26 protein-coding genes are annotated in these 21,392 nt (G+C 69.5%); 14 read left to right on the forward strand and 12 right to left on the reverse strand.

Going from position 1 to position 21,392, the window contains the following annotated elements:
- Positions 1–6: 6 nt before the first annotated feature.
- Positions 7–246 carry a hypothetical protein gene (locus tag ACTWPW_RS47705; RefSeq protein ID WP_443172673.1) on the forward strand — a complete coding sequence of 80 codons (240 nt, stop codon included), beginning with the start codon at positions 7–9 and terminating at the stop codon, positions 244–246.
- A 46-nt stretch (positions 247–292) separates the two neighbouring features.
- Positions 293–478: a hypothetical protein gene (locus ACTWPW_RS47710; RefSeq protein WP_443172674.1), complete on the forward strand. Its 186-nt coding sequence runs from the start codon at positions 293–295 to the stop codon at positions 476–478.
- A gap of 454 nt (positions 479–932) precedes the next feature.
- Here the strand turns inward: ACTWPW_RS47710 and ACTWPW_RS47715 are convergent, their stop codons facing one another.
- The 4 genes from ACTWPW_RS47715 to ACTWPW_RS47730 all read right to left on the reverse strand — a co-directional run bounded on the left by ACTWPW_RS47715 (position 933) and on the right by ACTWPW_RS47730 (position 3,216).
- Complete coding sequence (locus ACTWPW_RS47715; RefSeq protein WP_443172675.1) at positions 933–1,238, reverse strand: DUF6504 family protein; 306 nt, start codon at positions 1,236–1,238, stop codon at positions 933–935.
- Positions 1,220–1,852 carry an SMI1/KNR4 family protein gene (locus ACTWPW_RS47720; RefSeq protein ID WP_443172676.1) on the reverse strand — a complete coding sequence of 211 codons (633 nt, stop codon included), beginning with the start codon at positions 1,850–1,852 and terminating at the stop codon, positions 1,220–1,222. Before ACTWPW_RS47720 ends, ACTWPW_RS47715 begins: the two co-directional genes overlap by 19 nt.
- The gene (locus ACTWPW_RS47725; RefSeq protein ID WP_443172677.1) at positions 1,849–2,124 is read right to left on the reverse strand and encodes a hypothetical protein; all 276 of its coding nucleotides are present in this window, start codon (positions 2,122–2,124) and stop codon (positions 1,849–1,851) included. Before ACTWPW_RS47725 ends, ACTWPW_RS47720 begins: the two co-directional genes overlap by 4 nt.
- Positions 2,125–2,295: 171 nt before the next feature.
- Complete coding sequence (locus ACTWPW_RS47730; RefSeq protein WP_443172678.1) at positions 2,296–3,216, reverse strand: hypothetical protein; 921 nt, start codon at positions 3,214–3,216, stop codon at positions 2,296–2,298.
- A gap of 130 nt (positions 3,217–3,346) precedes the next feature.
- On the opposite strand from ACTWPW_RS47730, the gene ACTWPW_RS47735 reads away from it, so the two are divergent.
- Together ACTWPW_RS47735 and ACTWPW_RS47740 are read left to right on the forward strand one after the other, a co-directional pair.
- Positions 3,347–3,862 (forward strand): SigE family RNA polymerase sigma factor, encoded by a 516-nt coding sequence (locus ACTWPW_RS47735; protein ID WP_443172679.1) that lies wholly within the window; start codon positions 3,347–3,349, stop codon positions 3,860–3,862.
- A complete protein-coding gene (locus tag ACTWPW_RS47740; protein WP_443172680.1) occupies positions 3,849–4,577 on the forward strand; it encodes a hypothetical protein in 729 nt (242 codons plus the stop codon). Before ACTWPW_RS47735 ends, ACTWPW_RS47740 begins: the two co-directional genes overlap by 14 nt.
- A gap of 15 nt (positions 4,578–4,592) precedes the next feature.
- Here ACTWPW_RS47740 and ACTWPW_RS47745 read toward each other — a convergent pair whose 3' ends face one another.
- Positions 4,593–4,919: a RidA family protein gene (locus ACTWPW_RS47745; RefSeq protein WP_443172681.1), complete on the reverse strand. Its 327-nt coding sequence runs from the start codon at positions 4,917–4,919 to the stop codon at positions 4,593–4,595.
- Positions 4,920–5,016: 97 nt separating this feature from the next.
- On the opposite strand from ACTWPW_RS47745, the gene ACTWPW_RS47750 reads away from it, so the two are divergent.
- Together ACTWPW_RS47750 and ACTWPW_RS47755 are read left to right on the forward strand one after the other, a co-directional pair.
- Positions 5,017–5,220, forward strand: coding sequence for a hypothetical protein (locus ACTWPW_RS47750; RefSeq protein ID WP_443172682.1), 204 nt, complete (start codon positions 5,017–5,019; stop codon positions 5,218–5,220).
- Between the two features lie 1,153 nt (positions 5,221–6,373).
- Positions 6,374–7,150, forward strand: coding sequence for a hypothetical protein (locus tag ACTWPW_RS47755; protein ID WP_443172683.1), 777 nt, complete (start codon positions 6,374–6,376; stop codon positions 7,148–7,150).
- A gap of 628 nt (positions 7,151–7,778) precedes the next feature.
- Here ACTWPW_RS47755 and ACTWPW_RS47760 read toward each other — a convergent pair.
- Together ACTWPW_RS47760 and ACTWPW_RS47765 are read right to left on the reverse strand one after the other, a co-directional pair.
- Positions 7,779–8,075, reverse strand: coding sequence for a hypothetical protein (locus ACTWPW_RS47760; RefSeq protein WP_443172684.1), 297 nt, complete (start codon positions 8,073–8,075; stop codon positions 7,779–7,781).
- Positions 8,076–8,223: 148 nt separating this feature from the next.
- Positions 8,224–8,403, reverse strand: a complete 180-nt coding sequence (locus ACTWPW_RS47765) for a hypothetical protein (protein ID WP_443172685.1) — start codon at positions 8,401–8,403, stop codon at positions 8,224–8,226.
- 296 nt (positions 8,404–8,699) lie between these two features.
- Here ACTWPW_RS47765 and ACTWPW_RS47770 point away from each other — a divergent pair, with 296 nt between their 5' ends.
- The 4 genes from ACTWPW_RS47770 to ACTWPW_RS47785 all read left to right on the forward strand — a co-directional run bounded on the left by ACTWPW_RS47770 (position 8,700) and on the right by ACTWPW_RS47785 (position 13,329).
- Entirely contained in the window at positions 8,700–9,161 is a 462-nt protein-coding gene (locus ACTWPW_RS47770; protein ID WP_443172686.1) for a hypothetical protein, read from the forward strand.
- Between the two features lie 417 nt (positions 9,162–9,578).
- Complete coding sequence (locus ACTWPW_RS47775) at positions 9,579–9,917, forward strand: hypothetical protein (RefSeq protein ID WP_443172687.1); 339 nt, start codon at positions 9,579–9,581, stop codon at positions 9,915–9,917.
- A 601-nt stretch (positions 9,918–10,518) separates the two neighbouring features.
- Positions 10,519–10,764 (forward strand): hypothetical protein, encoded by a 246-nt coding sequence (locus ACTWPW_RS47780; RefSeq protein ID WP_443172688.1) that lies wholly within the window; start codon positions 10,519–10,521, stop codon positions 10,762–10,764.
- 606 nt (positions 10,765–11,370) lie between these two features.
- Positions 11,371–13,329 (forward strand): hypothetical protein, encoded by a 1,959-nt coding sequence (locus ACTWPW_RS47785; RefSeq protein ID WP_443172689.1) that lies wholly within the window; start codon positions 11,371–11,373, stop codon positions 13,327–13,329.
- Between the two features lie 394 nt (positions 13,330–13,723).
- Here ACTWPW_RS47785 and ACTWPW_RS47790 read toward each other — a convergent pair whose 3' ends face one another.
- A complete protein-coding gene (locus ACTWPW_RS47790) occupies positions 13,724–13,912 on the reverse strand; it encodes a hypothetical protein (RefSeq protein WP_443172690.1) in 189 nt (62 codons plus the stop codon).
- 501 nt (positions 13,913–14,413) lie between these two features.
- On the opposite strand from ACTWPW_RS47790, the gene ACTWPW_RS47795 reads away from it, so the two are divergent.
- Positions 14,414–15,556 carry a WD40 repeat domain-containing protein gene (locus ACTWPW_RS47795; RefSeq protein ID WP_443172691.1) on the forward strand — a complete coding sequence of 381 codons (1,143 nt, stop codon included), beginning with the start codon at positions 14,414–14,416 and terminating at the stop codon, positions 15,554–15,556.
- A gap of 194 nt (positions 15,557–15,750) precedes the next feature.
- Here the strand turns inward: ACTWPW_RS47795 and ACTWPW_RS47800 are convergent, their stop codons facing one another.
- Complete coding sequence (locus ACTWPW_RS47800; protein WP_443172692.1) at positions 15,751–16,017, reverse strand: hypothetical protein; 267 nt, start codon at positions 16,015–16,017, stop codon at positions 15,751–15,753.
- 503 nt (positions 16,018–16,520) lie between these two features.
- Positions 16,521–16,832 (reverse strand): hypothetical protein, encoded by a 312-nt coding sequence (locus tag ACTWPW_RS47805; RefSeq protein ID WP_443172693.1) that lies wholly within the window; start codon positions 16,830–16,832, stop codon positions 16,521–16,523.
- Here ACTWPW_RS47805 and ACTWPW_RS47810 point away from each other — a divergent pair.
- The 3 genes from ACTWPW_RS47810 to ACTWPW_RS47820 all read left to right on the forward strand — a co-directional run bounded on the left by ACTWPW_RS47810 (position 16,788) and on the right by ACTWPW_RS47820 (position 18,137).
- Complete coding sequence (locus tag ACTWPW_RS47810; RefSeq protein ID WP_443172700.1) at positions 16,788–17,357, forward strand: hypothetical protein; 570 nt, start codon at positions 16,788–16,790, stop codon at positions 17,355–17,357. The two genes, ACTWPW_RS47805 and ACTWPW_RS47810, sit on opposite strands and share 45 nt — an antisense overlap.
- Before the next feature lie 103 nt (positions 17,358–17,460).
- Positions 17,461–17,727, forward strand: coding sequence for a hypothetical protein (locus tag ACTWPW_RS47815; RefSeq protein WP_443172694.1), 267 nt, complete (start codon positions 17,461–17,463; stop codon positions 17,725–17,727).
- Positions 17,724–18,137, forward strand: a complete 414-nt coding sequence (locus ACTWPW_RS47820; protein ID WP_443172695.1) for a hypothetical protein — start codon at positions 17,724–17,726, stop codon at positions 18,135–18,137. The genes ACTWPW_RS47815 and ACTWPW_RS47820 overlap by 4 nt, the downstream gene beginning before the upstream one ends.
- A 217-nt stretch (positions 18,138–18,354) precedes the next feature.
- Here ACTWPW_RS47820 and istB read toward each other — a convergent pair whose 3' ends face one another.
- Together istB and istA are read right to left on the reverse strand one after the other, a co-directional pair.
- Positions 18,355–19,227: an IS21-like element helper ATPase IstB gene (gene istB, locus ACTWPW_RS47825; protein WP_443172696.1), complete on the reverse strand. Its 873-nt coding sequence runs from the start codon at positions 19,225–19,227 to the stop codon at positions 18,355–18,357.
- A complete protein-coding gene (gene istA, locus ACTWPW_RS47830; protein ID WP_443172697.1) occupies positions 19,224–20,849 on the reverse strand; it encodes an IS21 family transposase in 1,626 nt (541 codons plus the stop codon). Before istA ends, istB begins: the two co-directional genes overlap by 4 nt.
- Positions 20,850–21,392 lie beyond the last annotated feature (543 nt).

Here is a 21,392-nt window from a genome sequence, read left to right on the forward strand (position 1 = left end):
GCCGGCGTGAGCCTTTCGGCTGCGCAGATCGACCTCCTGCGCCGCGCCTACTGCGGCGACCTGTACGTCTACCCCGAATCCATGACCCGCCCCGGGGGCAACATCCACAGCAGCGACCTCGTCGCGCTCTCCGAGCGCGGCCTGACCTTGCTGGGCGCCCGGCATGACAAGGGCCGCCGGGTGGATCTCACCAAGCGAGGTGCGGCGCTGTTCAGGGCACTTGCCCGCGGCGTAGCCATAGGCTGAACAGGACCGCCAGACATGCTCGGTGTGAGAGATCGCTCAACGACCCGTGACTCCGTCCTGTAACGGCTTCGCGACGCGCCACAAGCCGCCGGGAAACGGCGGGATCAGGTGCCCGGCCTGGACGGTCGCCAGGCCGGGCACGGCGCTGTACGAGGCCGCGTCCATGTTCACGCTCGCGAACGAACTCTGGGCCCAGAGCGAGCTGCGGCCCGCCACGCTGCGCAGGTGCTGAGCATCGAAACATCAGCAGCAGGTCACAGCGACGATCGCGACAAATACGCGCTCCGCTCGCCTGCCTCGCGCTTGGCCTCTGACCGGCACGGCAACAAGGACGGCACAGCGGCGTTGCCGGGCCATCGCAGGCATTCCCCTTTCCTGGTGCCTCGCCCGAGCGCTCTACCGCAGCGCGCAGCCCCGCCGTCTTGACGAGCCTGTCATGCGGCCGCCGCGCGAGGTCGGCCGCCGCACGAAACGACGGCTCCACACGACGGGCACAGGTCGGCGCGAGAGCGCGCCTGGCCACACACGCCGAACGCCTGACGGCCTTCCACCGCTCCGCTCCGAGCGGCGCGCGACCTACGAGCCGGGCTGCGCCGGCGACGGCAACAAGAGGGTCGCGTCCGAGATCTCCGAGGACGCGACCCACAAGAGCGACCGTGGCGTCACCACTCCGCCGCCCAGCAGGGTCAACCGGCTTCGAACTTTTGCAGCGACCATCGTTGCCGGGCGACGTCCAACGACAACACCAGCACTCCCCCGCCATGTTGCGAACGGGCCTGCAAGCGGTAATGCCAGATGTCGAGTGGCGCCTTGAAGGGCAGATCGTCCCGCCACCATTGCCGGGTCGTCGCCCACGCCTGTAGGACCTCCTCCACCCGGTAGGTGCGTGCCCGTCCACCACGGCGTGTCCACGTGAACGTCACTGGGCGGCCCAGCGGGAAGGCGGGGTTGTCATCCTCTGCGGTGACAACCTCTACCTGCTGCTCTCCCATGTCGCCACGGTAGGCGGCCGAGCTGCGCGGGGGCGCCGGACGCGCCGCCACGCCACCTGAGCGTTGCGGCAAGCACCGTTCACCCCCGAGGGCGCCAGTCCAAGCGGCCCTTCTGCACGCGGGGATGCCAGCCGCGCACCGGCTCGCCGCGTTCCAGGGCGCGGGCGCTGGCCTTGAGCAGGGCCAGGTAGGAGGGCCAGACGTCCGTCGTCGGTGTGCAGGCCGTCCTCGTTGTGCCAGCTGCCGGTGCGGCCGGTGTCCGGGTCGACGAACAGGCTGCCGCCGGTGCCGTCGTAGCCGAAGGGAATCAGGCGGCCGTGCCACCAGTGCGGGCTCAACTGCGGGTCGTCGAGGGTGATGTCGCAGTTGCCCTGCCAGTCGTGCTGGATGCCGCGTATCGACATGGCGGTGTAGATCGGCGGGAAGGAGAAGCCCCCATCGCGTGCCCCGTCGTGGCGCAGCAGCGAGGCGCGCAGGTCGTCGGGCAAGTGCGCGCCCATGGCGGCCTCTGCCCGCGCGATCGCCTGGGGCGTGGCCGGCGGGCGCAGGCTCTTGTATGTGGCGGGCGCGTGCCGGGCCAGCCAGCGCTCGGTGCGCCGCCAGGTGGCGTTCACCTCGGCCGTGACGGCAGCGCGCGGGGGCGCACGACAGGAGCACGACGGGAGGCGTGGCGGGCGGGCAGGCATCCGGTGGCGCGCTTGTCCGCCTCGGTGGGCGGCTGCGGGGTCGGCGTGGGGGTAGGGGTCGGACGCGGCCCGCCCGCGCATCCGCCCGGCAGCGGGGCGGGCTCGGCGGCCCAGCGCAGCTCGCAGCTGCCGTTCACCGTCGGGTACGAGCCGCCCATCGCGGTGCCGTCCTCCAGCGCGGCGGCCAGTGCCTCCAGCATCGCCGCATGGGAAGGGAAGCCCGTCGGGGTACTGGTCGAACTGCGCGTTCACCACCAGCAGCCGGTTGTAGAAGATCGCGGCGGTGGTGGGGAAGTGGAAGCTCGGGTCGGTGTAGGAGTGCACCACCCGCGCACGCCGGAGCACTGCCGACGAATCTGGTAGCCGACTCATCAGGGCAGGGCGGGCACCGCGGGCGCGGCGTTCGTCCAGCCGGCCTCCAGAACGAGATCGATGTTGTCGTTGCCCGGCCGCTCGGCCTTGTGCGTGTCCGAGAGCAGGACCATGCCGGTGGTGTCGACGATCAGCCGCCGCGTTCTCTTCCCCTTCTCGGCCTTCGGGCCGGTGGCCTGCTGCTGGTCGATCGACAGGGCGGTGCCGTTCCCGCCCAGTTCGTCGCGCGCGGCGCCCTCGGCGTGCACGCCGGGCAGGGTCAGCAACACCTGGTAGGCCGCGGCGCGGACCTCCTTCGGCGCCGGGAGGCGGTAGAACAGGTCGGGCAGCAGGTCGGCGATGAAGGAGTCGGCGTTCCCGCCGCCTCGCACCTGGGCGGCCTTCGTCAGCCAGGACTTCAGCGCGGCCGGGTCCGCGGGCAGCCGCTGCACCTCCTCGTAGGTCAGATACTGCCCGGCGAGGAAGAACGTGGTGTTCTGGCCGCGTACCGGGGTGACGTGGCCCCTGGCCGGCCGCGTGGACAGCACCACAGTCTGGCCCGCCACGTCGCGGGTCCACCTGGCCGGCGAGCCGTCCCGCCGCCACGCCTCGCGGTCCTTGGCGCTCTTCGGGTACGCCCCCGCTTCCCTGGACCCGATCCAGCCCCTGATATCCGTCGTGTGCCACTGCTCGGTGAGGTCCTGCTTGACCACCCAGTACGGGTTCGCGCGGCTGCCGACCTGCCGGAAGTTGTCGCGGCGCGACAACACCCTGGTGTGCCAGTACGTGCCCTCCGGCGCCGACACGGCCGCCAGTCGCGTGACCGGTGCCTTGGCCTGCGCTTTCGTCAGGCCCGGCAGCGCCAGCATCGCGGCGGCACCCACCGCCAGGCACGTCCCGGCGACGATCAGCCGCCGCCCCGGTGCGGTCGCCAGCTTCATGTGCTTCCTCCGTGGTTGCGTGGTGACGCCCATCAATACGCTCGGGCGCCCCACAAGGTTGCCTGCGGCACACGAGCAACCTTGCGGACGGCCGAGGCGTATAAGGGAGAGTGAATAGGGACACAGCGCCGTGAGCGGCGGCGCGGAACATGACTTCGGCGCGTTCGTGGCGGCCAGGGCCACGACCCTGCTGCGGGTCGCTTACCTGGCCTGCGGGGACCCGTCGGAGGCGGAGGACCTCCTGCAGACAGCGCTGGAGCGTACTTACAGAAACTGGGACAAGGTGCGGCACGACAGCCCCGAGCCCTACGTGCGCCGAGTGATCGTGAACACCGCCATCAGCCGGGCCCGCCGCCGGATGATCCTGCGGATGATCCCCGTGCGCGCGCTGCCGGACACCCCCGCACGCTCGGACGACGTGGACCTGCGCGAGGTGCTCATGGACGCGCTGCGGGCCCTGCCGCCCCGGCAGCGCGCAGTGGTCGTCCTGCGGTACTGGGAGGACCTGAGCGAGCACCAGACGGCGCAGGTGCTCGGCTGCGCGATCGGGACGGTCAAGAGCCAGTGCTCGAAGGCGCTGGCCAAGCTGCGTACAGCGCTTGGCGAGGAATCCGTGGAAGGAGTGATCGGCCATGGCCGCGCTTGAGGACCGCATCCGCCACCTCATGGCGGAGGAGACCGCGACGCTGCACGCCCCGCCCGACCTCGGGACGCGGGTCATGCAATCCGCGAAGAGGAAGAGGAGGCGGGGCGCGCTCGCCGCGCTGGCCGTCACCGTGGCCGTCGCCGGCGCCGCCCCCTTCTACCTGGCGGCGGCCACGGGCTCCGGGCCGACCCCGATCGTCACCGAGACACCACCGCCCCCGCCCGCCATTGACGACCTGCCGCCCACGGGCAGGCCGACGCCGAAGGACCTCGGAGACCTCAGCGACGGGAGGGCGTTCGGGCACGTCAAGGTGGGCTACCTGCCCGACGGCCTGCAGTGGCAGAACTGGTCCCTGACCTTCGGCGACAGCTACTCGACCTCCTACGACTACAAGGGCGACAAGAACGGCTTCTACTGCGTTCAGATCTACGTGTTCGAGGACGAGGCCGTGCTGGAGGTCGACGACCGCATCAGCGTTCACCGGCAGGAGGGGGAGGGCGAGGAGGTGACCATCGGCGACCGCACCGGTTACATGGTCGTGCAGAACGTCGGCGAGGACGGCATGAAGGGCACCCCCACGCTGTTCCTGAACATGGGCGAGCGGCGGCGGGCCGAGATCTCGTTCAGCCCGGTCTACGCCAAGGACCTGCGCACCTCCGAAGCCGTCGACCGCGAGCTGCGCAAGATCGCCGAGGGCCTGACCTCGACGGACTGACGAGCGTGAAGGGCTTCATCGCTCGGGCGCGTGGATCCAGAAGTCGGCGACCAGGGCGGCGCCGGGCGCCGGGAGTGGGCCCCGCACCTGCAGGCACCAGAGAGGATGCGGCTCGTCCCCGTACCTGGCGGCCCAGGCGGCCGTGACGCCGGGGAAGTCGTGCACCGCGGTGACGAAGTACTGCGCGCGGACCGCGCCGGCCATGGACGTCCCGGCGGCGGCGCACAGCGCGTCGGCGTGGTCGTAGATCGCGGCGGCCTGTAGGTGACCCGCGTGGGCGAGGCCGTACAGGGCCGGCGAGATCCCCGCGCCGGCGACGGCACCGCCAGCCGTCACTCCCATCAGGCCCGAGGGCAGGAGAAGGTCGCCCGCCCGGATGCACGGTCCGAGCGCGGCGCCGTGCGAACAGATATTCGATCGGCTGCTAGCCTGTACTGCCATGAGAGATGAGCACCGCGTCGCACTGGCGGCCGTGCTGCACCCCGTCCGTCAGGCGGCCGAAGGGGTCAGCGATCAAATCTGGATCGTCAATGACCCGACTGCCACGCCGACCGCGGATGAGGCACTCCGCGCTCTCGACATGCTGCAGGCAGAGGTGGCACGCGCTCGAACTCTCGTTCAGCGACTGGGCCAACGAGACTGACACCCAGTACGGCGCGGCCTTGGCGCTCAAGAACCACATGAACGCCAGCATCCGTTATGTGGGCGGACAGGTATGTGGGCGGACAGGCGGCTCCCGCCACTCCCGGAGCGGATCAAAGTCATCCCCGGCCGGGTGTGGCGCCGAGTATGCGTCACGGGCATCCGGATGGGGCCACAAGGACGCGCCGGAACCGCGCACCCAGCAGGTCACGACGACGAGCACCGCGGCGGGGACAACTATCGAGAGTGGCTTCGTCCTCTGAGGAGGCTTCGGTACCGCAGGGGAGGGCGTCATGTCCCGCCTTGACGGCTGTCAGGCGATGAGGCCCTGTGTTTCAGGCGGTTCTCCCGCTTCGGCTGCCGCCATCCGGCCTTTCGGCGATCTAATTCGGGATGGTGGTGACCTGCTCTGCACCTTGGACACGGCAATGCCGTCTTCTGGGCCGGCGCCCGGTCACGATGACCCCGCCCCGAAGCGATACCAGAGGCCCGCAACAGCGGCGAGCGTGATCGCGTGGTGGCTGAACCAGGCGGGCCAATGGTCAGGCCTTTCTCGTCCAGCCAGACGCTCCGGCCGCCGGGGATCTGGCGCTGGAGCTCCTGCGCGGCGGTGGCGGTGTGGTGATGCTCGGCCGCGCATGTCCAGTCGGCCCCACACCTGACGAGCCCGGACAAGTATTCTGACTTCTTGTCAAACAGTTTTGTAATGTGAAACTGTGTGCCAACGGCGCAAATGCGACTCGTGATCCCTCAGATGCTGCTGGGATACGTGACGCGCTCTGTACAGGTCCAAGGCAGGCAAGGTGGCACCTCATGTCATCACCTACATCGGCCAGGTGGATGATGCCTCAGCCATTCACCGCGGCTGACTGGACGGTGGGCCGACAGCGGGAGAGAGCCGACCGGGGAGACGCCGAAACCGGACTGAGCGCGCCCATGCCTGACGCGAACGCAGACGTCCTGCCTGCCCAAGAGATGCCCTCCGGAACGCGTGCGAACGCACGCCGCGCCATGCAGCACCGCCCTCAGAGCTCACGCCGTCGCGCGAGCCCGTCAGCCCGACCGGCGGCGTCGTGACGTTCACGATGGAACTCCGCGCCGCACCCCCACGACGACGAACTCACCACGGAAGGCAGCACATGACCAGTCCGTCGATGACCACCAGTGACCCGGCCGCGTATGCAACCACTCTGGACGCTACTGCCGACGCCATCGACCAAATGAGCATGGACGATCGGCTCGTATTCCTTCGATCCATCAGGGAAGGCCCGGCCGCTGCACAACTCGGCGCGAGCGACCGCTGGCGCAACCTCGAAGGCGTGATCACCTTCTTCCGTGATCAGGCCATGGGCACGCCGGGCACCTGGGTGTCCCTCGTGAACGCCGGCGTCCTCGAGGGCGTGCAGCGCGGGCTTGCCATCGCGAGCGGACACACCGACGATTTCGGCAACCCAGGGGCGAGGGCATGGGCCGACTACCTCGCGCGGCTCAGCCGCAAGGAGCTCACCACCACAGGCGAGCACGACAGAGCGTGGGGTGTGGCCAAGCAGGTCAGCACCCACTACGGCGTGCTGCTCGCCGAACAGGTCAGAGGGCTCAAGCCCACTCCCGAGGAGCAGCGATTCCTCACGTTCGCCGAGTTCTACAACTGGAGCATGCAAAACCGGCCTGTCCTCAACATGATGATCAGCCTCGGCGAGTACATGGACCCCCGCCTTCAAGGGATCCAGCCCGAATTCGTCGACTGGTTCATCAACGTCGGTGACGAGCAGGCCGCTCGCGTGGCGTGCGAGATCGCCTGGCGGCTGGCTCACGAACTACGCCCTGGGGCCTCCGGCTTCTTCGGCCTACTCCACCTGGCACTGGCGGAGGTGCCGCAGCTGCTGGAGACATATCGCCACGCGCCCACGGGCCGCCCGGCATCCGGATGACGGTGGTCGACCGGCCGCTGGGTGGCACCGGAGCGTCACTGGCGTTGGAGGTGACCGGCCGGACCAGGCAGGACCGTGATCACGGACGCATTCGCTCGCCGAACACGCGGTACGGGCTACCTCTGAGGGGCCGCCGGCACACGTCCCCACCACGGCGGGGAGAATCGGCCGGAGTTAGCACAGAATTCGCCGACCGGTCCGGACGGGTCGGGGCGTGGCGCGAAGCAGGCTTTATCGGCCGTTGGAGGCCGCCGATAGTAGTCGAAGATGATCGTCAACGCCGACAATGCACCGCACCCCCATCCGGCCAGCGCAACCAGAAGTCCTGTGCCGGGTTCGAGCCGATCCCGCATCATCCATGCAAGGGTGCCGCATGTGGCCGGCAGCACGAACATCGTCCACCACATCAGGTTGTCAGAGCGGGGTCCCGGCTTACCGGCCATCCGTCTCCTCCTCGGCCTTGTCGGCAGGTGGCTGGTGAGAGGGGTTCATCAGCAGGACGGCGGACGCCGTCAGGCAGGACACCTACACGTGTTCGATGGGGACTGACGCATCAGCGCAAGACAGCCGGGTACCGCCGAACGGATGAACAGCGACCACAGTCACGCCCACTCCAGTGATGCCGTGATCAGTCGTGACCGAGGGCCGCCTCGAGGTTCTTGGTCTCGATCATCATGGCCGCGGACAACTGGATCAGGATCAGCTTGTACGCCGCCTCCCCGGCGTCCGCGTCGGCATACTCGTCAATGAGTTCCTCCAGGCTGTCGCAGCGTCCAGCCCGGCGGTGGATGTCCTCTTCGAGGCGTGCGTGATGGATCAGGACCACGCCCCGCTCTGCCGCCTGATCGAGGGCCTGCGTCATCGTGCGGATGGCCGCCCGGTCTGCGGCGACCAGGTCCTGAAGCGTGACAACCGATTCGTGCATACGTACTCATTCTTTGACACTCAGTGCTGGAAGGTGCATCTTCTCCCTCGCCTATCGTCGACGTCATGGGCAAGATGTGTCGCGACTGCCGCTCACGTTTCGGCGGAAAGTACAGCGATGCTGCGGCGATCCGCTCAGCGCGGCACCTTCAGGTGGGGGCGCCGAACGGGATCCCTTCCATCAGATGCTCAACGGTGCAGAGCCGTCGCGCCTGATGCGCGGCATCAGGTTCGTCGCCGAGCGAGACGTGGGCCGCCGGGCAACGGGCCAGCAGCGGGCCAGCAGGCCGATCGCCTTCTTCGCCCGGCAACGCAGCAGCCAGGGCCACGCGCCCGCACGAGGTCCTTGCCGACCTACGTGAGCTGCTGCCCGGACGTACGGGGACTGATCTGCCGGGGCACCGTTGAGCCTCGAGGAAGAGCCGGGCGTGCCCGGGTTTCCGGCCGTCCTGTGCGCCCCAGCCACCCAGGTGCGATCGGATGCCGCCGCCAACGCTCGCCCCAGAGATCCCTTCACCCCGATCGCTGAATGCGATGCGATGGGGGGTTGCTGACGTGCACGCTAGGGGCACTTCACGCCGGGCCGGCCTTTGGGCCTGGGCAGCTCCTGTGGCGCGGGTCTTTCATGAAGGAGGGGAAAGAGAAAGGGCAGACGATCATGTCCGGGTTCGTGCGGCGCCCCCTCATGGCAGCCGTGCTCATCTCCCTGCTCGGGGCCGGCGGCTGCGGGTACGGCGGCGGCCAGAAGGCGTGCGACATCAGGTTCCCGCCGCAAGAGGCGCCGGCCGTGGTGGACGGCCGCATCGTGGGCCGCATTTACGCCATCTGCGACCAGCGGCCGCAGGCGCACCACCTGGAGTACTGGCTGGCCAAGCGGAATACCAACGGCGCGTTCGCGGTCACCGGTGACCGGCGATCGAGCGATCGCATCCCCGCCAAGCGCAGGACGGACTACGATGCGGTCACGGTCAGGTGCGAGCGGGGTGTGTGGCGCGTCGAAGCCCGCGCCACCGGCTCGCTGGAGGGGATGCCCTTTGACTTCTCGACCTTCAGCGGGAATCTCGCGGTGGCTGCGTCGGACTGCTGACCAGGCCACGGCCGCCTGGCAGGTCATCGCTCCCCCGCCCCGGCGCTACGCCGACTACGCCGGCGAGCCCGGGCCAGCCGCACGAGCCCGCCGGACCGTAGGCCGCCTGCGGGACCTGCCGCAGGCGGTACGGTCGGTGCCCCAGGTGACCGGCGGAGCCCGGCAGCGGTGGGAGCGCGGCGCGTGGGTGATCCGCCCCTGTGTCGGCTGGCGGTCGTACTGGTTCGCGCCGCCCCTGCACCGCAACCCGGGCATCGCGCGCGAAGACGAGGGCGCGGCAGCGGATTGGGCACTTCGCGTGTACGTTGGCGGCTGACGGTAGGCGCCCGGGCGGCCGCGGGAGGGCCGCGGGAGGGCCGCGGGAGGGCCGCGGGAGGGCCGCGGGAGGGCCGCGGGAGGGCCGCGGGAAGGCAGGACATGCCGGATCCACAGCGCACGGGCGATGACGCCATTGACGCCCAACTGGACCTGGCCGACGCGCTCCGGCAGGAGCTCGCCGGTCAGATGGCGACGATGCAGGCCGAGGGTGTCATCCGCAGCGCCCGCATGGAGCAGCTTCGCGCCGCGAGCCAGAAGGCGTACCGGCGCATCGCCGACTTCGACCAGATATCGCGCGCCTGCATCTACGAGGGCGGCCAGATTGTCGGGGCCGGGCTGGATCAGCTGGGCGACGTGCTGGCCGACCTGCGCACAACCTGGAAGGCCGAGCGGGAGGCGACTGCCGCACTCGCGAGATGGCCCGATACCCACCAGTAACGCAAGCGCCGCACGGCGGCGAAAAGGCCCATCGGGCAGGCGGGTGCCGTCGGCCAGCAATCGGCGTACGTTGTCGGGATCGGGAGCGAACCGCGGACAACGGGCCACTATAACCATCGAGGCGTAGGTGTAGTCGTAGCCGGCGGCGATGAACAACTCCATGGCGGTCGACTCGTCCCCGCTCCCTGTACCTCGCAGGGGACCCAGGCACGCTCACTCAGACGGATGTGATCACCTCACATACGCCCCCGCGCCCGCTCCCGCCTACCCCGGGGAGGGGAACCGCCTCCCCTAACGCCCGAGCATCGCTTCGCTGGCGCGCAGGCCGCTTTGTTCCGCTTTCGGCCAACAGCCAACCCCGCGCGAATGTGTCCCCCGGGACGGCTGCTCACCGGCACCCCGGTACCGCATCCAGGCGGCCCGGGGCCACGGGGACGCGCCGCCCGATCAGGTGCGATCCGCAAAGGGCCCCTCGTGTCCCCATTTCCGGCCACACTGGCGCCCTGCCCCACCCTCGGTCCATGACGTGCCCCCACCGCTCTTAAGGCGTTGCGTGGGGCGTTGACCTGGGATTCGGACAGGCTCTGGTGAAGTGAACGGGATGTCGTCGACGCCGTCGTGGCCGCCGAGGAGGTTGCGGGCCGGCTCGCCGACCGTCGGCCCTACGACAAGAGCAAGCACCAGGGCGCCTGGGGCGGGAGCCATCGACGACCTCGTGGAGGGGCTGTCCCGGCTCGGCCCGCAGGTGCGGGCGGCGCTGCGGGACGAGCTTGCCGCCAGGCAGGCGGCCTTGCCCGGCCAGGCCGATCGGCCGGATCGGCCTCAGCGCATGAGGCCCATCGAGTGAACTCCTTCTCAGCACGCACGGTTCACCGCCGAGTTGCTCCCGCTTGCCGCCGTCGCCGAGTACGGCGAGTGAGTTGCGGCTGTTCATGCTCGCGCCTACGTTCGGCTGTGGAGGCACCGCAGGCCGGCATCTCCGCGACGCGTACGAAGCGAGGTGCCCATGCCATGGCCTCCGAGTAGGAGAATGGTCCGCTGGGCCGCCGCTACGTTCGCAGCCGCCACAAGCGGAGCAGCCGGCGCCGTAGCCATCAACCAAGTCCTCAACGACGGCGTGCTGAGCTGGCCCTGGCTGGTGGCGGCGTTCTTGCTGGCGTTGCTCCCGCCCCTGTTCGTGCGCTCCATAGAGCCTGGACATGCCGCAGGACAGGCCCGAGGAGAAAGCGGGCAGCATCCAGATCTGGATCACGTGGTCCGAGTGTGGGAAGCCGATCCGCTGCTGCTCGGCGTACACGCTTCAATAACCTCTGACGCGCTCGATAGGAGCGCTCAAAGCACCCATCCTCCGGCCCTACGGGGCGGTGACACGATGCCAACGTACTTCCGCAGAGACGCTGATGGCGCGTTGCTGGAATGGCTCCGTACCAAGGCGGCGCGCAGAGGTGGCTTCGTGCTCGTGACCGGGGAATCGTCGGTAGGCAAGACGCGGCTGGCTCATTGGGCGCTCATGACCGTGCTCCCGCGCTGGCGACTGATATCACCCCGCGACGGGACGGTCGTCAACGACTTGGCGGACTCGCCGAACCCGCCCGGGCGGCTCGTGGTTTGGCTGGATGAGCTACAGGACTACCTACAGGGCCCGTGGCAGCGGCAGGAGGGCAGCGAGCTCTCGCCGGACGCGCTCAAACGGCTCCTGCTGAGTGGCACCCGCGTCGTCGTAGTGGGCACCATGTGGTCCGATCGCTACAGGGAGTTGCTGCGGCTTGACCGCAGAGGCGCCCCTGTCTACCCCCGCGCATATCGGGCGCTCAAGTTGGCGGGCCATCATGTCGCCCTGGCCGCTTCACTGAGCGGGGAGGAGCAGGCTCGGGCCAAGGCCGTGGCGACCAGAGACGGCCGCATCGCCAGGGCCCTGTCGTCGGCCTCCGCCGGCTTCGGCGTCACCCAGGCACTGGCCGGCGGTCAGTTCTTGATCAAGCGCTGGGAGAACGCGTCTGAACCCGAGCGCTCACTGATCACGGGGGCGATCGACGCCCGGCGTCTGGGCGTGCAGTCACGTCTTTCACCGGAGTTGCTGCGCGCCCTGGCGCGGGCGTACCTGCACCAGCCTGCGCACGACGACGCGTGGTTCGAGACCGCCCTGGCTTATGCGACCGAGGTAAGGCACGACGAGGCGGCCACGGCCCTGCTGCTTGCTGTCCCCGACTCGGCCAACCTGGACCGCGTCGGATACGCCCTCGCCGAGTATCTGTTGCAGGAAGGCCTGAAACGGCGTGCGGGACACAGCGTGCCCGAACTCGCCTGGCAAGCCTTCACCGAACACGTCACAGCACCGGCCGATTTGCTCAGCCTGGGCGCGAACGCCGAGCGCCGCGGCATGCTGAGACACGCGGAAGATCTGTTCAGGCGAGCAGGCCGACGCCCTGCCCCGACCCCGGCGACTACCGGCGAGGCCGAGGAAAAGCTACGGCAAGACCTGGCGGCCGGTGACACCGAGTGCTGGGCCGAACTTGTACGCATCCTCCAGGAGCAAGGGCGGTGGGAGGACACCGAGGAGGTGCTCCGCGGGGCGGTTGCCGACGGCGAGGCGCAAGCTCGCACCGAGCTGGCCTGGCTCCTGGCCTCGCTGGGCAGGACGGCGGAAGCGCAGAAGGTCTGGCAGGACTGTCCCGATGCTCCTGAGGCTCGGCTGCAGGAGGCCGCGTTGCGCGATTTCCTGTCACAGCTGACCAGCGGGAATCAGCTCATGCGCATGACCACCATGGGACCCAGCGCCTGGAACTATTCGAGCGCGTTCGAGGCCGGAGACAAGCGCAGGGCGGCGCGGCATCTCGCCCGGCAGGTCGCCCTCTCCGGTGTGGCGAGTGCCTGGTTGTCGATCCGTGTTGGAGAGGACAGCCTCACGGGGAAGGCTCTGATCAAGCACTGGCACGACGCCGTGGCGCACGACGCTCCTGGCGCCCGCCACGAACTCGCCGCCGCCCAGGCACGGGGCGGCGACAAGGCCGAGCAGCGGTGGCGAGACGCGGTGGTGTCCCAGGTCCCAGGTGCCTGGCGGGAACTGGCCGGGGTGCTTGAGAACCGCCACGGCGCCGGCCACGCGGAGCGCGAGCTGCGCCAGGCCGTTGCCGCCGGCGACCCTGAGGCGCTGTGGGAACTGCAGCGCTTTCTCCGTCGGCGAGAACGCGACAGTGAAGTTGAGGGCGTGTGGCTGGAGGCCATCGTGGCGGGCGTCCCTGGCGCCTTCCGCGGTCTGCTCGGGCTGCTGCGGCGGCAGGGACGAACTACGGAGGCCGACCGGCTCTGCACCTACGGCCTGAACGCGGACGGTACGGCGGCGAGCCCACCGCCCGAATCGTCAAGCCACCCGGTGCCTGGGAAGGAAGTCATGGACTCCACGAATGAGTGAGGGGCCCTTGTCGCGCTGCCTTGAGCGAGATGAATCGTTCTGGGTTGGCGGCCTGATCGGCGGCACCATGGGAACCTTGAACGAAGCCGTGGCCGGCAGGGGGCCGTGCGAGCCGCTGGGCATCGTTCCCGGCCACGCTTCCGCGGTGGCGGTCTCACCACAGGCCTGCTGCCGGCGCAGATTTGGGTTGAGCAGTACAAGGCCGGCCGACTGACGCCGCCATCGCCGTGGCCGAAAGAATCCAGCCCACGAACTGCTCAAAGGCGTTACTGGGCACCTTCATAGCCGACAAGGAATCGACGATGACCACAGTGGGCCACCGTCTTCATCTCGGATGGTGACCCTCGTCCCAGAGAGCAGTGCGAGATGACGCTCCCGCGATCTCTTTCGTGAGTTAGGACGCCAGCTCACGAGCGGATACCCGTACCGGGGCAGGCAGCGGGATGGACCGCGCAACGCCGGTGACGCCCAGCAAGAACGCGGACAAGAGGTGCTCGCCGGTGCGCACGGCCGCGCCCGCACCGGCGTTCGCCTCCACCATGAGCATCGTGGTGTCCGGCGCCTCGGTGACGACGGCTCGCATCCGGATCCGCCACGCCGTAACCGTGATCTCTCGGATGCTCCGGTCCAGGCGCTACGGCTCGGCAGTGTACCGATCGATGAACCTGGCGGCCGGCGGTGCTGTCCGGTCGAGCCCATACGGCCACCTGCACGACACGGTGACCTCGTACGTGCGACCTTCACCCATGCCCGGCCACCTCGATCTCTTCCTCAAGCCGCTCCGCTCGGGCTCCTTTAGGGTCACCGCTTCAGCCTGCCAAGGCAACACTACGAGCGCAATCCCCTGTCCAGGCCGCCACAGGGGCTTGGCTGGTCGCCCTGACACATTCTGGCCTTCCTCATCGCCGCGCAGGGCCGTCGCTGACGTACCTCCAGGTGGAACCGATATCGCCGGAGCATGAGAAGCTGCCGCGGCAAGCATCGTGGAGGAGCCAGCCGCAGCGTCCCCAACGTACCGCTCTCACCGCTACAGTGATGCCGACTCATGATCAAATCACCATGGCGGAACGCAGAGGGAGATCCAGTGAGATATACCGTGCGGACCGGTGCCCGAACGCTGGCGATCGCGCTGACCGTCCTGGTGGGAGCCGCGTCACCCCATCCGCTGGCGGCGGCCGCGACGCCGCTCACTGGCACCAGGCCGGCACAGACGCCGCCCTTCGGGACGGAACTGCGCGGGCCGCTGAAGGGTCACACGCGCGGCATCAGCGCTCTGACGATCGGCGAGCGCAGCGACGGCACCCGGGTCATCGTCTCGGCCGGCTTCGACAAAACGCTGCGCGTGTGGAGCCTGGACACGGGCAAGCAGCTCGGCAAGCCCATCACAGGCCACACACGCCCGGCCTACGACCTGGCGATCGGCACGCGAAGCGACGGCACCCCGGTCATCGTCTCCGGCGGCGAGGACGGCACCGTACGGATGTGGAACCTCGACACCGGCAAACCTCTGGGCAAGCCGCTCAGAACCGGGCATGCGCTCGTCCACGCGGTAGCGGTCGGCAAACGCCGTGACGGCACGCCGGTCATCATTTCCAGCGGTGACGGCGCCAAGATGATGACGATCCACATGTGGAACCTGAACACGGGCAAGTTCGTCGGCAAGCCGTGGTGGGGTCACTATTCCACGGTCATGGACATCGAGGTCACCACGCGCGCCGATGGCACGCCCGTCTTCGTGACCGGCAGCACGGACGCGAGAATGCGGATTTGGAACGTCGACACCCGCAAACCCGTCGGCAAGCCGCTCAACAGTTGCCTGTCCTGCATGGTGTACGGGCTGGCGATCGGGCAGCGCAGCGACGGGCAGCGCGTCGTCATCGCGGCCGAAGCCCCGAACCACGCCTTCGGCGAGGCGGAGCCCGCAGCGCTGCGCATCTGGAGCCTGGAGTCGGGCAAGCCCGTGGGCGAGCCGTTAAAGCAGGAAGGCAACACCCACACATCCGTCGTGACGGCGAAGGACGGCAGCGGCACCCCGGTCATCGTCTCCGGCGGCGACGACCGCAACGTCTGGGTGCGCAGCCTCGACACCGGGCAACTTCTCGGCCGGCCCTTCGCCGGCCACACCGACACCATCACCACCCTGGCCGTGGGCACCCGCACGGACGGCACTCCCGTCGTCGTCTCCGGCGGCCTCGACGCCACGATCCGGCTGTGGAGCCTCGCCTGAGCACCCACCGGATGCGGACCAGTCCGGGAAATTCGCGGTCACAGCCGCCGATTGTGCAGCCGCTCGCTCGTCGGCCGCACGTCGAACACGGGGCCGTTGACCAGCGACGGGACGCTCACGTGCGGAATCCGAGCGGAGCCGGCTGCTGCCGGTGGCCCGCCCTCCAGAGCCGGGCTACCGCGCTGGTGCGACGGTCACCCGCCGCCTGCACTGCGTCTGGCCATCATGGCGGCCAACCACGCCCGGTCGGCGGCGACGGCTTGCGCGTCCGCCGGACGGGCGACGGCGCGGCCGCCAGGTTCGGGAGTGCAGTCAGCGAGTGCCGCGCCGGATCGGCGGTGCCGGTCGAGCACCTCCCGCTGAAAGACCTCTTCGGGTTCGGTCGCGCCGACCAGCGGCGCGGAGGGGACGTCGTGCCGGCCGAGGATCTCCCGCTGAAAGACCGCTTCGGGCTCCCTCATGATCCAATCCGGCACAGCGGGCACCGAGCGAGCCCCAGCGGGCCGCGGAGCACCGTTGCCGGCCTGCCCGGGCTGGCCGGGCGTGGACGAGCCGACGCCCGCGGGCGCTGAGACGCCGTCATCGGGCTCCTCCCCCGGAAGCTTGTTGATCACAGAGTTTGAATCCCGCTTCGCATCGCGCCATGTGACTGTTCCCGCATGGACAGTACCGACATCCCGTGGTCGCCGGTCAAGATCCGCAACTTCGCCGCACGGTGCTTCAACCAGGTCGCGCGGGCCTTTCGCGATCCGGCCCGCGCGACGGCACGAGCACCGGCCCAGGCTCCGCAGTCGCCACCATCGCGCCTCAGAGTCTCGCAAGCTCGGGGGTGTCCGCCGAGAGACGCCAGTCCGCTGCCGGTACATCGCCAGTGAACTGCCGTCGGCGGCCTACCAGGCCCCGACGTGCGCGCCGCGAGCCCGTCGACCGCGTCAGGCCGCGGCGGCGCGTGAACCGGCCGGTGTCAGCGCGGGATCCTGAGTGGTCCATTCGATGCCGGCCCCGGGCCTACGCCATCCGAACGCCGCCGCACAGCCACCTCAACGCAACAACGTCGACGAGCTTGCCACCACCTTCGCCAGCAGGCGGTACCCGTCATCGGTGCCGGCGAAGGCGATCGCCCTGCCTTCAACGGACACGATGACCGGTTCTCTGGCAGGCACCCGGTAGCCGCGCACGGTGTACCACCGCAGCACCGGTCCGTGTACCACCGCAGCACCGGTCCGTCGTCGTGCCGGACCTGGACGTAGGGCAGCTTGCCGCCGCGGTCGCGCACCGTCTGCTCGGCGGCCGCCAGCAGAGCGCCGCCGATTCCCCGTCCGCGCGCCTGGGGGCGACGGCGAGCAGTTCGACCTCGGCCACCGCCTGCGCCGGCCGCGCCTGGACCCTCTGCCCCTGGTCGACGCATTCCTCGACCAGACGAATCGGCGGGCACGTGTACGCCATCCCGAGCACCTGGTCCGGCTCGGTTGCAGGGCAGGAGACCATGACCAGACCTTGCCCGCGTGGCAACGGGATCCGGCCGCCGCTCTCATCGGCCGCCGCGGCGAACGCGCCGGGCATCGGCGCGTGGAGCGCCTTGGCCCGGTCGGCGCCCAAGGCGCTCGCGCCGAGCGCCTCAACCGCGCCACCGTCCCCGCTCCGGGCCAAGCGGATGCGAAACCTGCCGGACAACTCCGAAGCCATGGGGCAGCGCCCGCTGGCCGTGCCGACCGCCGAAGCCCCGGCCCGGCTCACCACACGTGATGAGCGGCGGATGTGCGACGGCTGCCGGGCCCACCGCCGCGCCGTAGCCGCGTGACTGGGCGGTGCTGGAACCAAGCTGCCCGGGCCCTGCTGACTGGCCAGTTGGCCTCCAGGGAACGATCTTGGGGGAAGCGCCCTTTCCCAGTAAGCTCTTTCCTATGACCGCGGACATGACGACGATCGAAGTCCCCGCCGCGTTGCGCGCCAAGCTCGACGCCCTGATTGCCGAAGGTGGCCGCGGTACCACCGTGGCCGATGTCCTGCACCAGCTTCTGGACGAGCACGACAGCATCCGGACGCGGCAGAAGCTCGCCTTCGACGCCCAGCTGCAGCGTGCCCAGGCTGACCCGGACGCCGCCGCCAGGGCCGACAGGACGGTGCGGCGGATGGTCGATCACCTGCGGCAGCGCAGCAGTGCCGCGTGACCACCGGGTATGTGCTGGACGATCTGACGCTGCATGAGCTCGGGCGCGGGGATATGACCATCACCAACGTGGTCGCCGCCCTTGATGCCCACGCCATCCGCATCAGCGTACCGGCCCTGGCCTTGACCGTGGCGCACCACGGCCTGCTCATCGATCAGATCGACGCCGTGCATGGCATGATCCACCGCCTCAAGCAGGTGCGGCTCGAACCACTGGCCACGCCCGAGGACGTATTACGCCTTTCGACCGTTTCCGCTCACCTCGGTGAGCGACCCGACCTGGCGGCCGCACATATCGCGGCCACCGCACGCCACCTCGACGAGCCGATCCTCACCCTGAGCCGCAAGCGATGGGATGCGGTTCAGGAACGGCTGCCCTGGACGGTCGAGCTGGTCGAGATCTCCGACTAGCGCATCTGGCCACGGCTCAGCATCTTTCAGACGAGGCAAGGGTCAGGGAAGAGCCTTGCGTCGTCGTCGGGGTGCCCACGGCGGACTGTTCGGCTCAGCCTCCCTGGGACCGGTGGCACCGCCGCGGCGACCTGCCCGGCTCGAACAGGTGTCGCTTGCCAGGGAGAAGGGACCACCTGGTTGCCACGAGGAAGGGACCACCTGGTCGTGTAGTCGATCATAGTGATCTCCCTTGGTTCGTCCCCGCCGACACCCCGGTGACCGGCGCGTTCGCGGGCTGGATGGTGGGTCGTTGACGCATCCGGTAGGACTCGCCTTCGACGATGAGGACGTGTGCGGCCGAGACCAGCCGGTCGACGGCGGACTGGGCCAGCAGCGGGTCGGCCATCATCGCCAGCCACTCGCTGGGCTCGCGGTTGGAGGTCACCACGGTTGCGGCCTTGCGGTGGCGTTCCACGACGAGCTCGTAGAAGTCGGCCGTCTCGATCTGGTCCAGCCCTTTGAGCGCGAAGTCGTCGATGATGAGCAGTTGCGTGTGGGCCAGGCGGCGCATCTCGGTCTCGACGCTGTTGTCGAGCCGGGCGGCCTTGAGTCGTTTGAACAGCTTGTCGGCGCGGGCCATGACGGTGCTGTAGCGGCGGCGGACGGCGATATGGCCGAGCGCGGTGGCCAGGTGCGTCTTGCCGGTGCCGACCGGCCCCAAGATCAATGCCCCGTTGCTGCCGTCGATGAAGCGCAGCGTGGTCAGCTCGCTCCAGAGCTGCCGGTCATAGGTGACGGCCGCGCTGTCGTCCCAGGTGTCCAGGCGCATGGCGGCGTCCAGTCCGGCCGCGCGGGCGCGTAGCGCGGCCGAGCCGGTCTCCCGGCGCGAGACCTCATCGGCCAGCACCAGTTCCAGGAAGTCGGCGTGGGCCAGGTGCTGCTGCTTGGCCAGGGTGAGGCGTTCGGGCAGGGTGTCGAGCATCTTGCCGAGTTTGAGCGCGCGCAAGACGGCCTTGAGGTCGGCGCTGATCGGGTCGCGAACCGACCGTCCGGCCTGGTTGCCTGCACTTGATGCCGGTGAGGCGGTGGCGGTGGTGGTCGGCGTCATGAGGGCCGTCCCGGGGTGTCGGTGGCGCCAGGTGCAGCGGCTTCGGCGCCGACCAGGGCCAGATGGGCGCGGCGGGGCGGGTTGAACTCGGCGGGATCGCGGGCGAAGCGGCCCGCGGCACCCGCGGCCGGGCGCGGCGCAGGAATCGGGACGTGCTCGGTGCCGGCCGCGAGCATCGCCGAGATCTTCGATACCGACAGCACGTCCAGCTCCAGGGCCTTGCCGCAGGCGGCGTCGACAGGTTCGGCGCCGTAGCGGCGCACCAGGCCGAGCAGCCGGTAGACCTGCCGCATGCGCGTCCAGGGCAGGCTGTCATCGAAGTGCCGTTCAGCATAGATGCCCACGTTGGTGCCGGCCCGATGGGCGGAGCGGATCAGCGTGTCGATGTCGCGCATCGCATAGGTGGCCCGCTCGGCGGGCAGGTCGGCCCGGTCGGTGCTGCGGCCGCCGGCGGCCTGGCGGGGGTGGGTTTTGATCAGCCGCCCGCGGTCGAACAGCTTGACCAGCGCTCCGTCGGCGCGGGCCAGCAGGTGCCGGCCGATGTATTCGCCGGGCATCGAGTACAACGCCTTGCCGATCTCGACGTGGTAGTCCTTGTGCACCTTCACCTTCTTGAAGATCGGCACGTCATAGGAGCGTTCGGGCAGAGCCAGCAGGCAGGCGGCCTCCCGCTCGGCGAACACCTCGGCCGGACGCGCGCAGGTGGTGCCATGCAGGCGCAGTCCCGCCGTGGTGCGGCACCAGGCCTCGGCGCGGGCCTGGGCATCGGCCAGATCGGCGAAGTCCTCCCCGGCGAAGAAGTTGCCGCGCACGTACTGCACCATCCGCTCCACCTTCGGCTTGTCCTTCGGCGCGCGGACCCGCGCTGGGTCGGTGGCGAAGCCGGCGTGCTGGGCGTAGTCCAGCCAGCCGGCGGTGAAGGTCGGGTTGATGGCGTCGGCATCGGTGATGACCGGGCTCAGGTTGTCGGGAATGAGCACCTTGAACACTCCGCCGAAGAACCGCCACGCCTGCTCGCAGCCGGCGATCACCGCCTCCAGCGTCTGGGAGAAGGTCAGCCAGATGAACATGTGCCGCGAGTAGACCGCCGTGAAGATCAGCACATGTGCGGCCCGCCGCCGCCCGGCCGCCGGGTCGTAGATCAGCCCGAGCCGGGCGAAGTCGACCTGGCACTCCTTGCCCGGAGCTCCGTCCAGCACTCGGACGGTGGTCTTGCCCCGGCTGAACGCGCACCGCTCCACGCAGAAGCGGTGCAACGTCCGATACGGCACCTCCACGCCGAGCCGGACCAGCTTCAGGCGGATCTTCTCCACCTGCAGGCCCTGCTTGATCCAGCCGCGGATCTGCTCGTGGCGCTCCTCCAGCGCCGCCAAGCTCGCGCCGTGCCGCCCATCGGCGCGCACCGGCCGCACCCGATCGACGACCTGACCGATCAGCTCATCGGTCAGCTGCCCGGCGCCGCCCTCGCGCACCAGTCCCGCCGCCTGCGCCGCCTCGACATACCGGCGAGCCGTCTTACGGTCCACCCCCGCCTGCTCGGCCACCTTGCGCAGGCCGACCCCCGTCAGCCACGCCCGCAGCACCTCGCGTACCTCGATCACCGAAACCTCCCGGAACGCCATGCCCCCGAACCCCCGCCATGTCGGATGACCTGGCAGAAGTCGTAACCGGAAGTGATCAACCACCTGAACGTGACACGCCGGGTGGTCCCATCACTGGCAACCGGGTGGTCCCATGCTCGTGGCAGAAACTCCTCCCCAGTGGTCCCATGAAGCTGGCCGGCGACAAACAGGGCCGGACCGGCCGCCTTGGTCAACCGCCGCCGGCAATGGCGCCCGGCGCTTCGGCCGAGACGATGTGGCCCAGAGATCGCAACAGCACGGCTCTCGCCGCGACGTGTGAGGCGGATGCACGCAGGCTGCGGTCCCGGCGACACGACGACCGTTTGTTCGCCGCGCTGTGCTCTGGTCTGTCTCCAGCGCCCGCACGATCAGATGCCACCGGGAACAGAACGGACCTCCTGATCGCCGGACACCGCCTTTGATCACGCAGGGGTTAACGCTGATCAGCCGTTGAGCCGTCGACGCGTAGGGTCCGGACATGCGTGCAGGCATCACCGGGACAGTTGTTGCCGCGACCGTGGCCGGCTGCGCCGGCCGTTGGTG

This window comes from Nonomuraea sp. KM90, assembly GCF_052246675.1.
Taxonomy (GTDB): Bacteria; Actinomycetota; Actinomycetes; order Streptosporangiales; family Streptosporangiaceae; genus Nonomuraea.

Coding starts and splice junctions, on each gene's coding strand:
- ACTWPW_RS47715 (WP_443172675.1), bottom strand. CDS start 1,238: ATGGGAGAGCAGCAGGTAGAGGTTGTCACCGCAGAGGATGACAACCCC.
- ACTWPW_RS47725 (WP_443172677.1), bottom strand. CDS start 2,124: ATGCTGGAGGCACTGGCCGCCGCGCTGGAGGACGGCACCGCGATGGGC.
- ACTWPW_RS47730 (WP_443172678.1), bottom strand. CDS start 3,216: ATGAAGCTGGCGACCGCACCGGGGCGGCGGCTGATCGTCGCCGGGACG.
- ACTWPW_RS47740 (WP_443172680.1), top strand. CDS start 3,849: ATGGCCGCGCTTGAGGACCGCATCCGCCACCTCATGGCGGAGGAGACC.
- ACTWPW_RS47745 (WP_443172681.1), bottom strand. CDS start 4,919: ATGGGAGTGACGGCTGGCGGTGCCGTCGCCGGCGCGGGGATCTCGCCG.
- ACTWPW_RS47750 (WP_443172682.1), top strand. CDS start 5,017: ATGAGAGATGAGCACCGCGTCGCACTGGCGGCCGTGCTGCACCCCGTC.
- ACTWPW_RS47755 (WP_443172683.1), top strand. CDS start 6,374: ATGACCACCAGTGACCCGGCCGCGTATGCAACCACTCTGGACGCTACT.
- ACTWPW_RS47760 (WP_443172684.1), bottom strand. CDS start 8,075: ATGCACGAATCGGTTGTCACGCTTCAGGACCTGGTCGCCGCAGACCGG.
- ACTWPW_RS47770 (WP_443172686.1), top strand. CDS start 8,700: ATGAAGGAGGGGAAAGAGAAAGGGCAGACGATCATGTCCGGGTTCGTG.
- ACTWPW_RS47775 (WP_443172687.1), top strand. CDS start 9,579: ATGCCGGATCCACAGCGCACGGGCGATGACGCCATTGACGCCCAACTG.
- ACTWPW_RS47780 (WP_443172688.1), top strand. CDS start 10,519: ATGTCGTCGACGCCGTCGTGGCCGCCGAGGAGGTTGCGGGCCGGCTCG.
- ACTWPW_RS47790 (WP_443172690.1), bottom strand. CDS start 13,912: ATGCGAGCCGTCGTCACCGAGGCGCCGGACACCACGATGCTCATGGTG.
- ACTWPW_RS47800 (WP_443172692.1), bottom strand. CDS start 16,017: ATGAGGGAGCCCGAAGCGGTCTTTCAGCGGGAGATCCTCGGCCGGCAC.
- ACTWPW_RS47815 (WP_443172694.1), top strand. CDS start 17,461: ATGACCGCGGACATGACGACGATCGAAGTCCCCGCCGCGTTGCGCGCC.
- istB (WP_443172696.1), bottom strand. CDS start 19,227: ATGACGCCGACCACCACCGCCACCGCCTCACCGGCATCAAGTGCAGGC.
- istA (WP_443172697.1), bottom strand. CDS start 20,849: ATGGCGTTCCGGGAGGTTTCGGTGATCGAGGTACGCGAGGTGCTGCGG.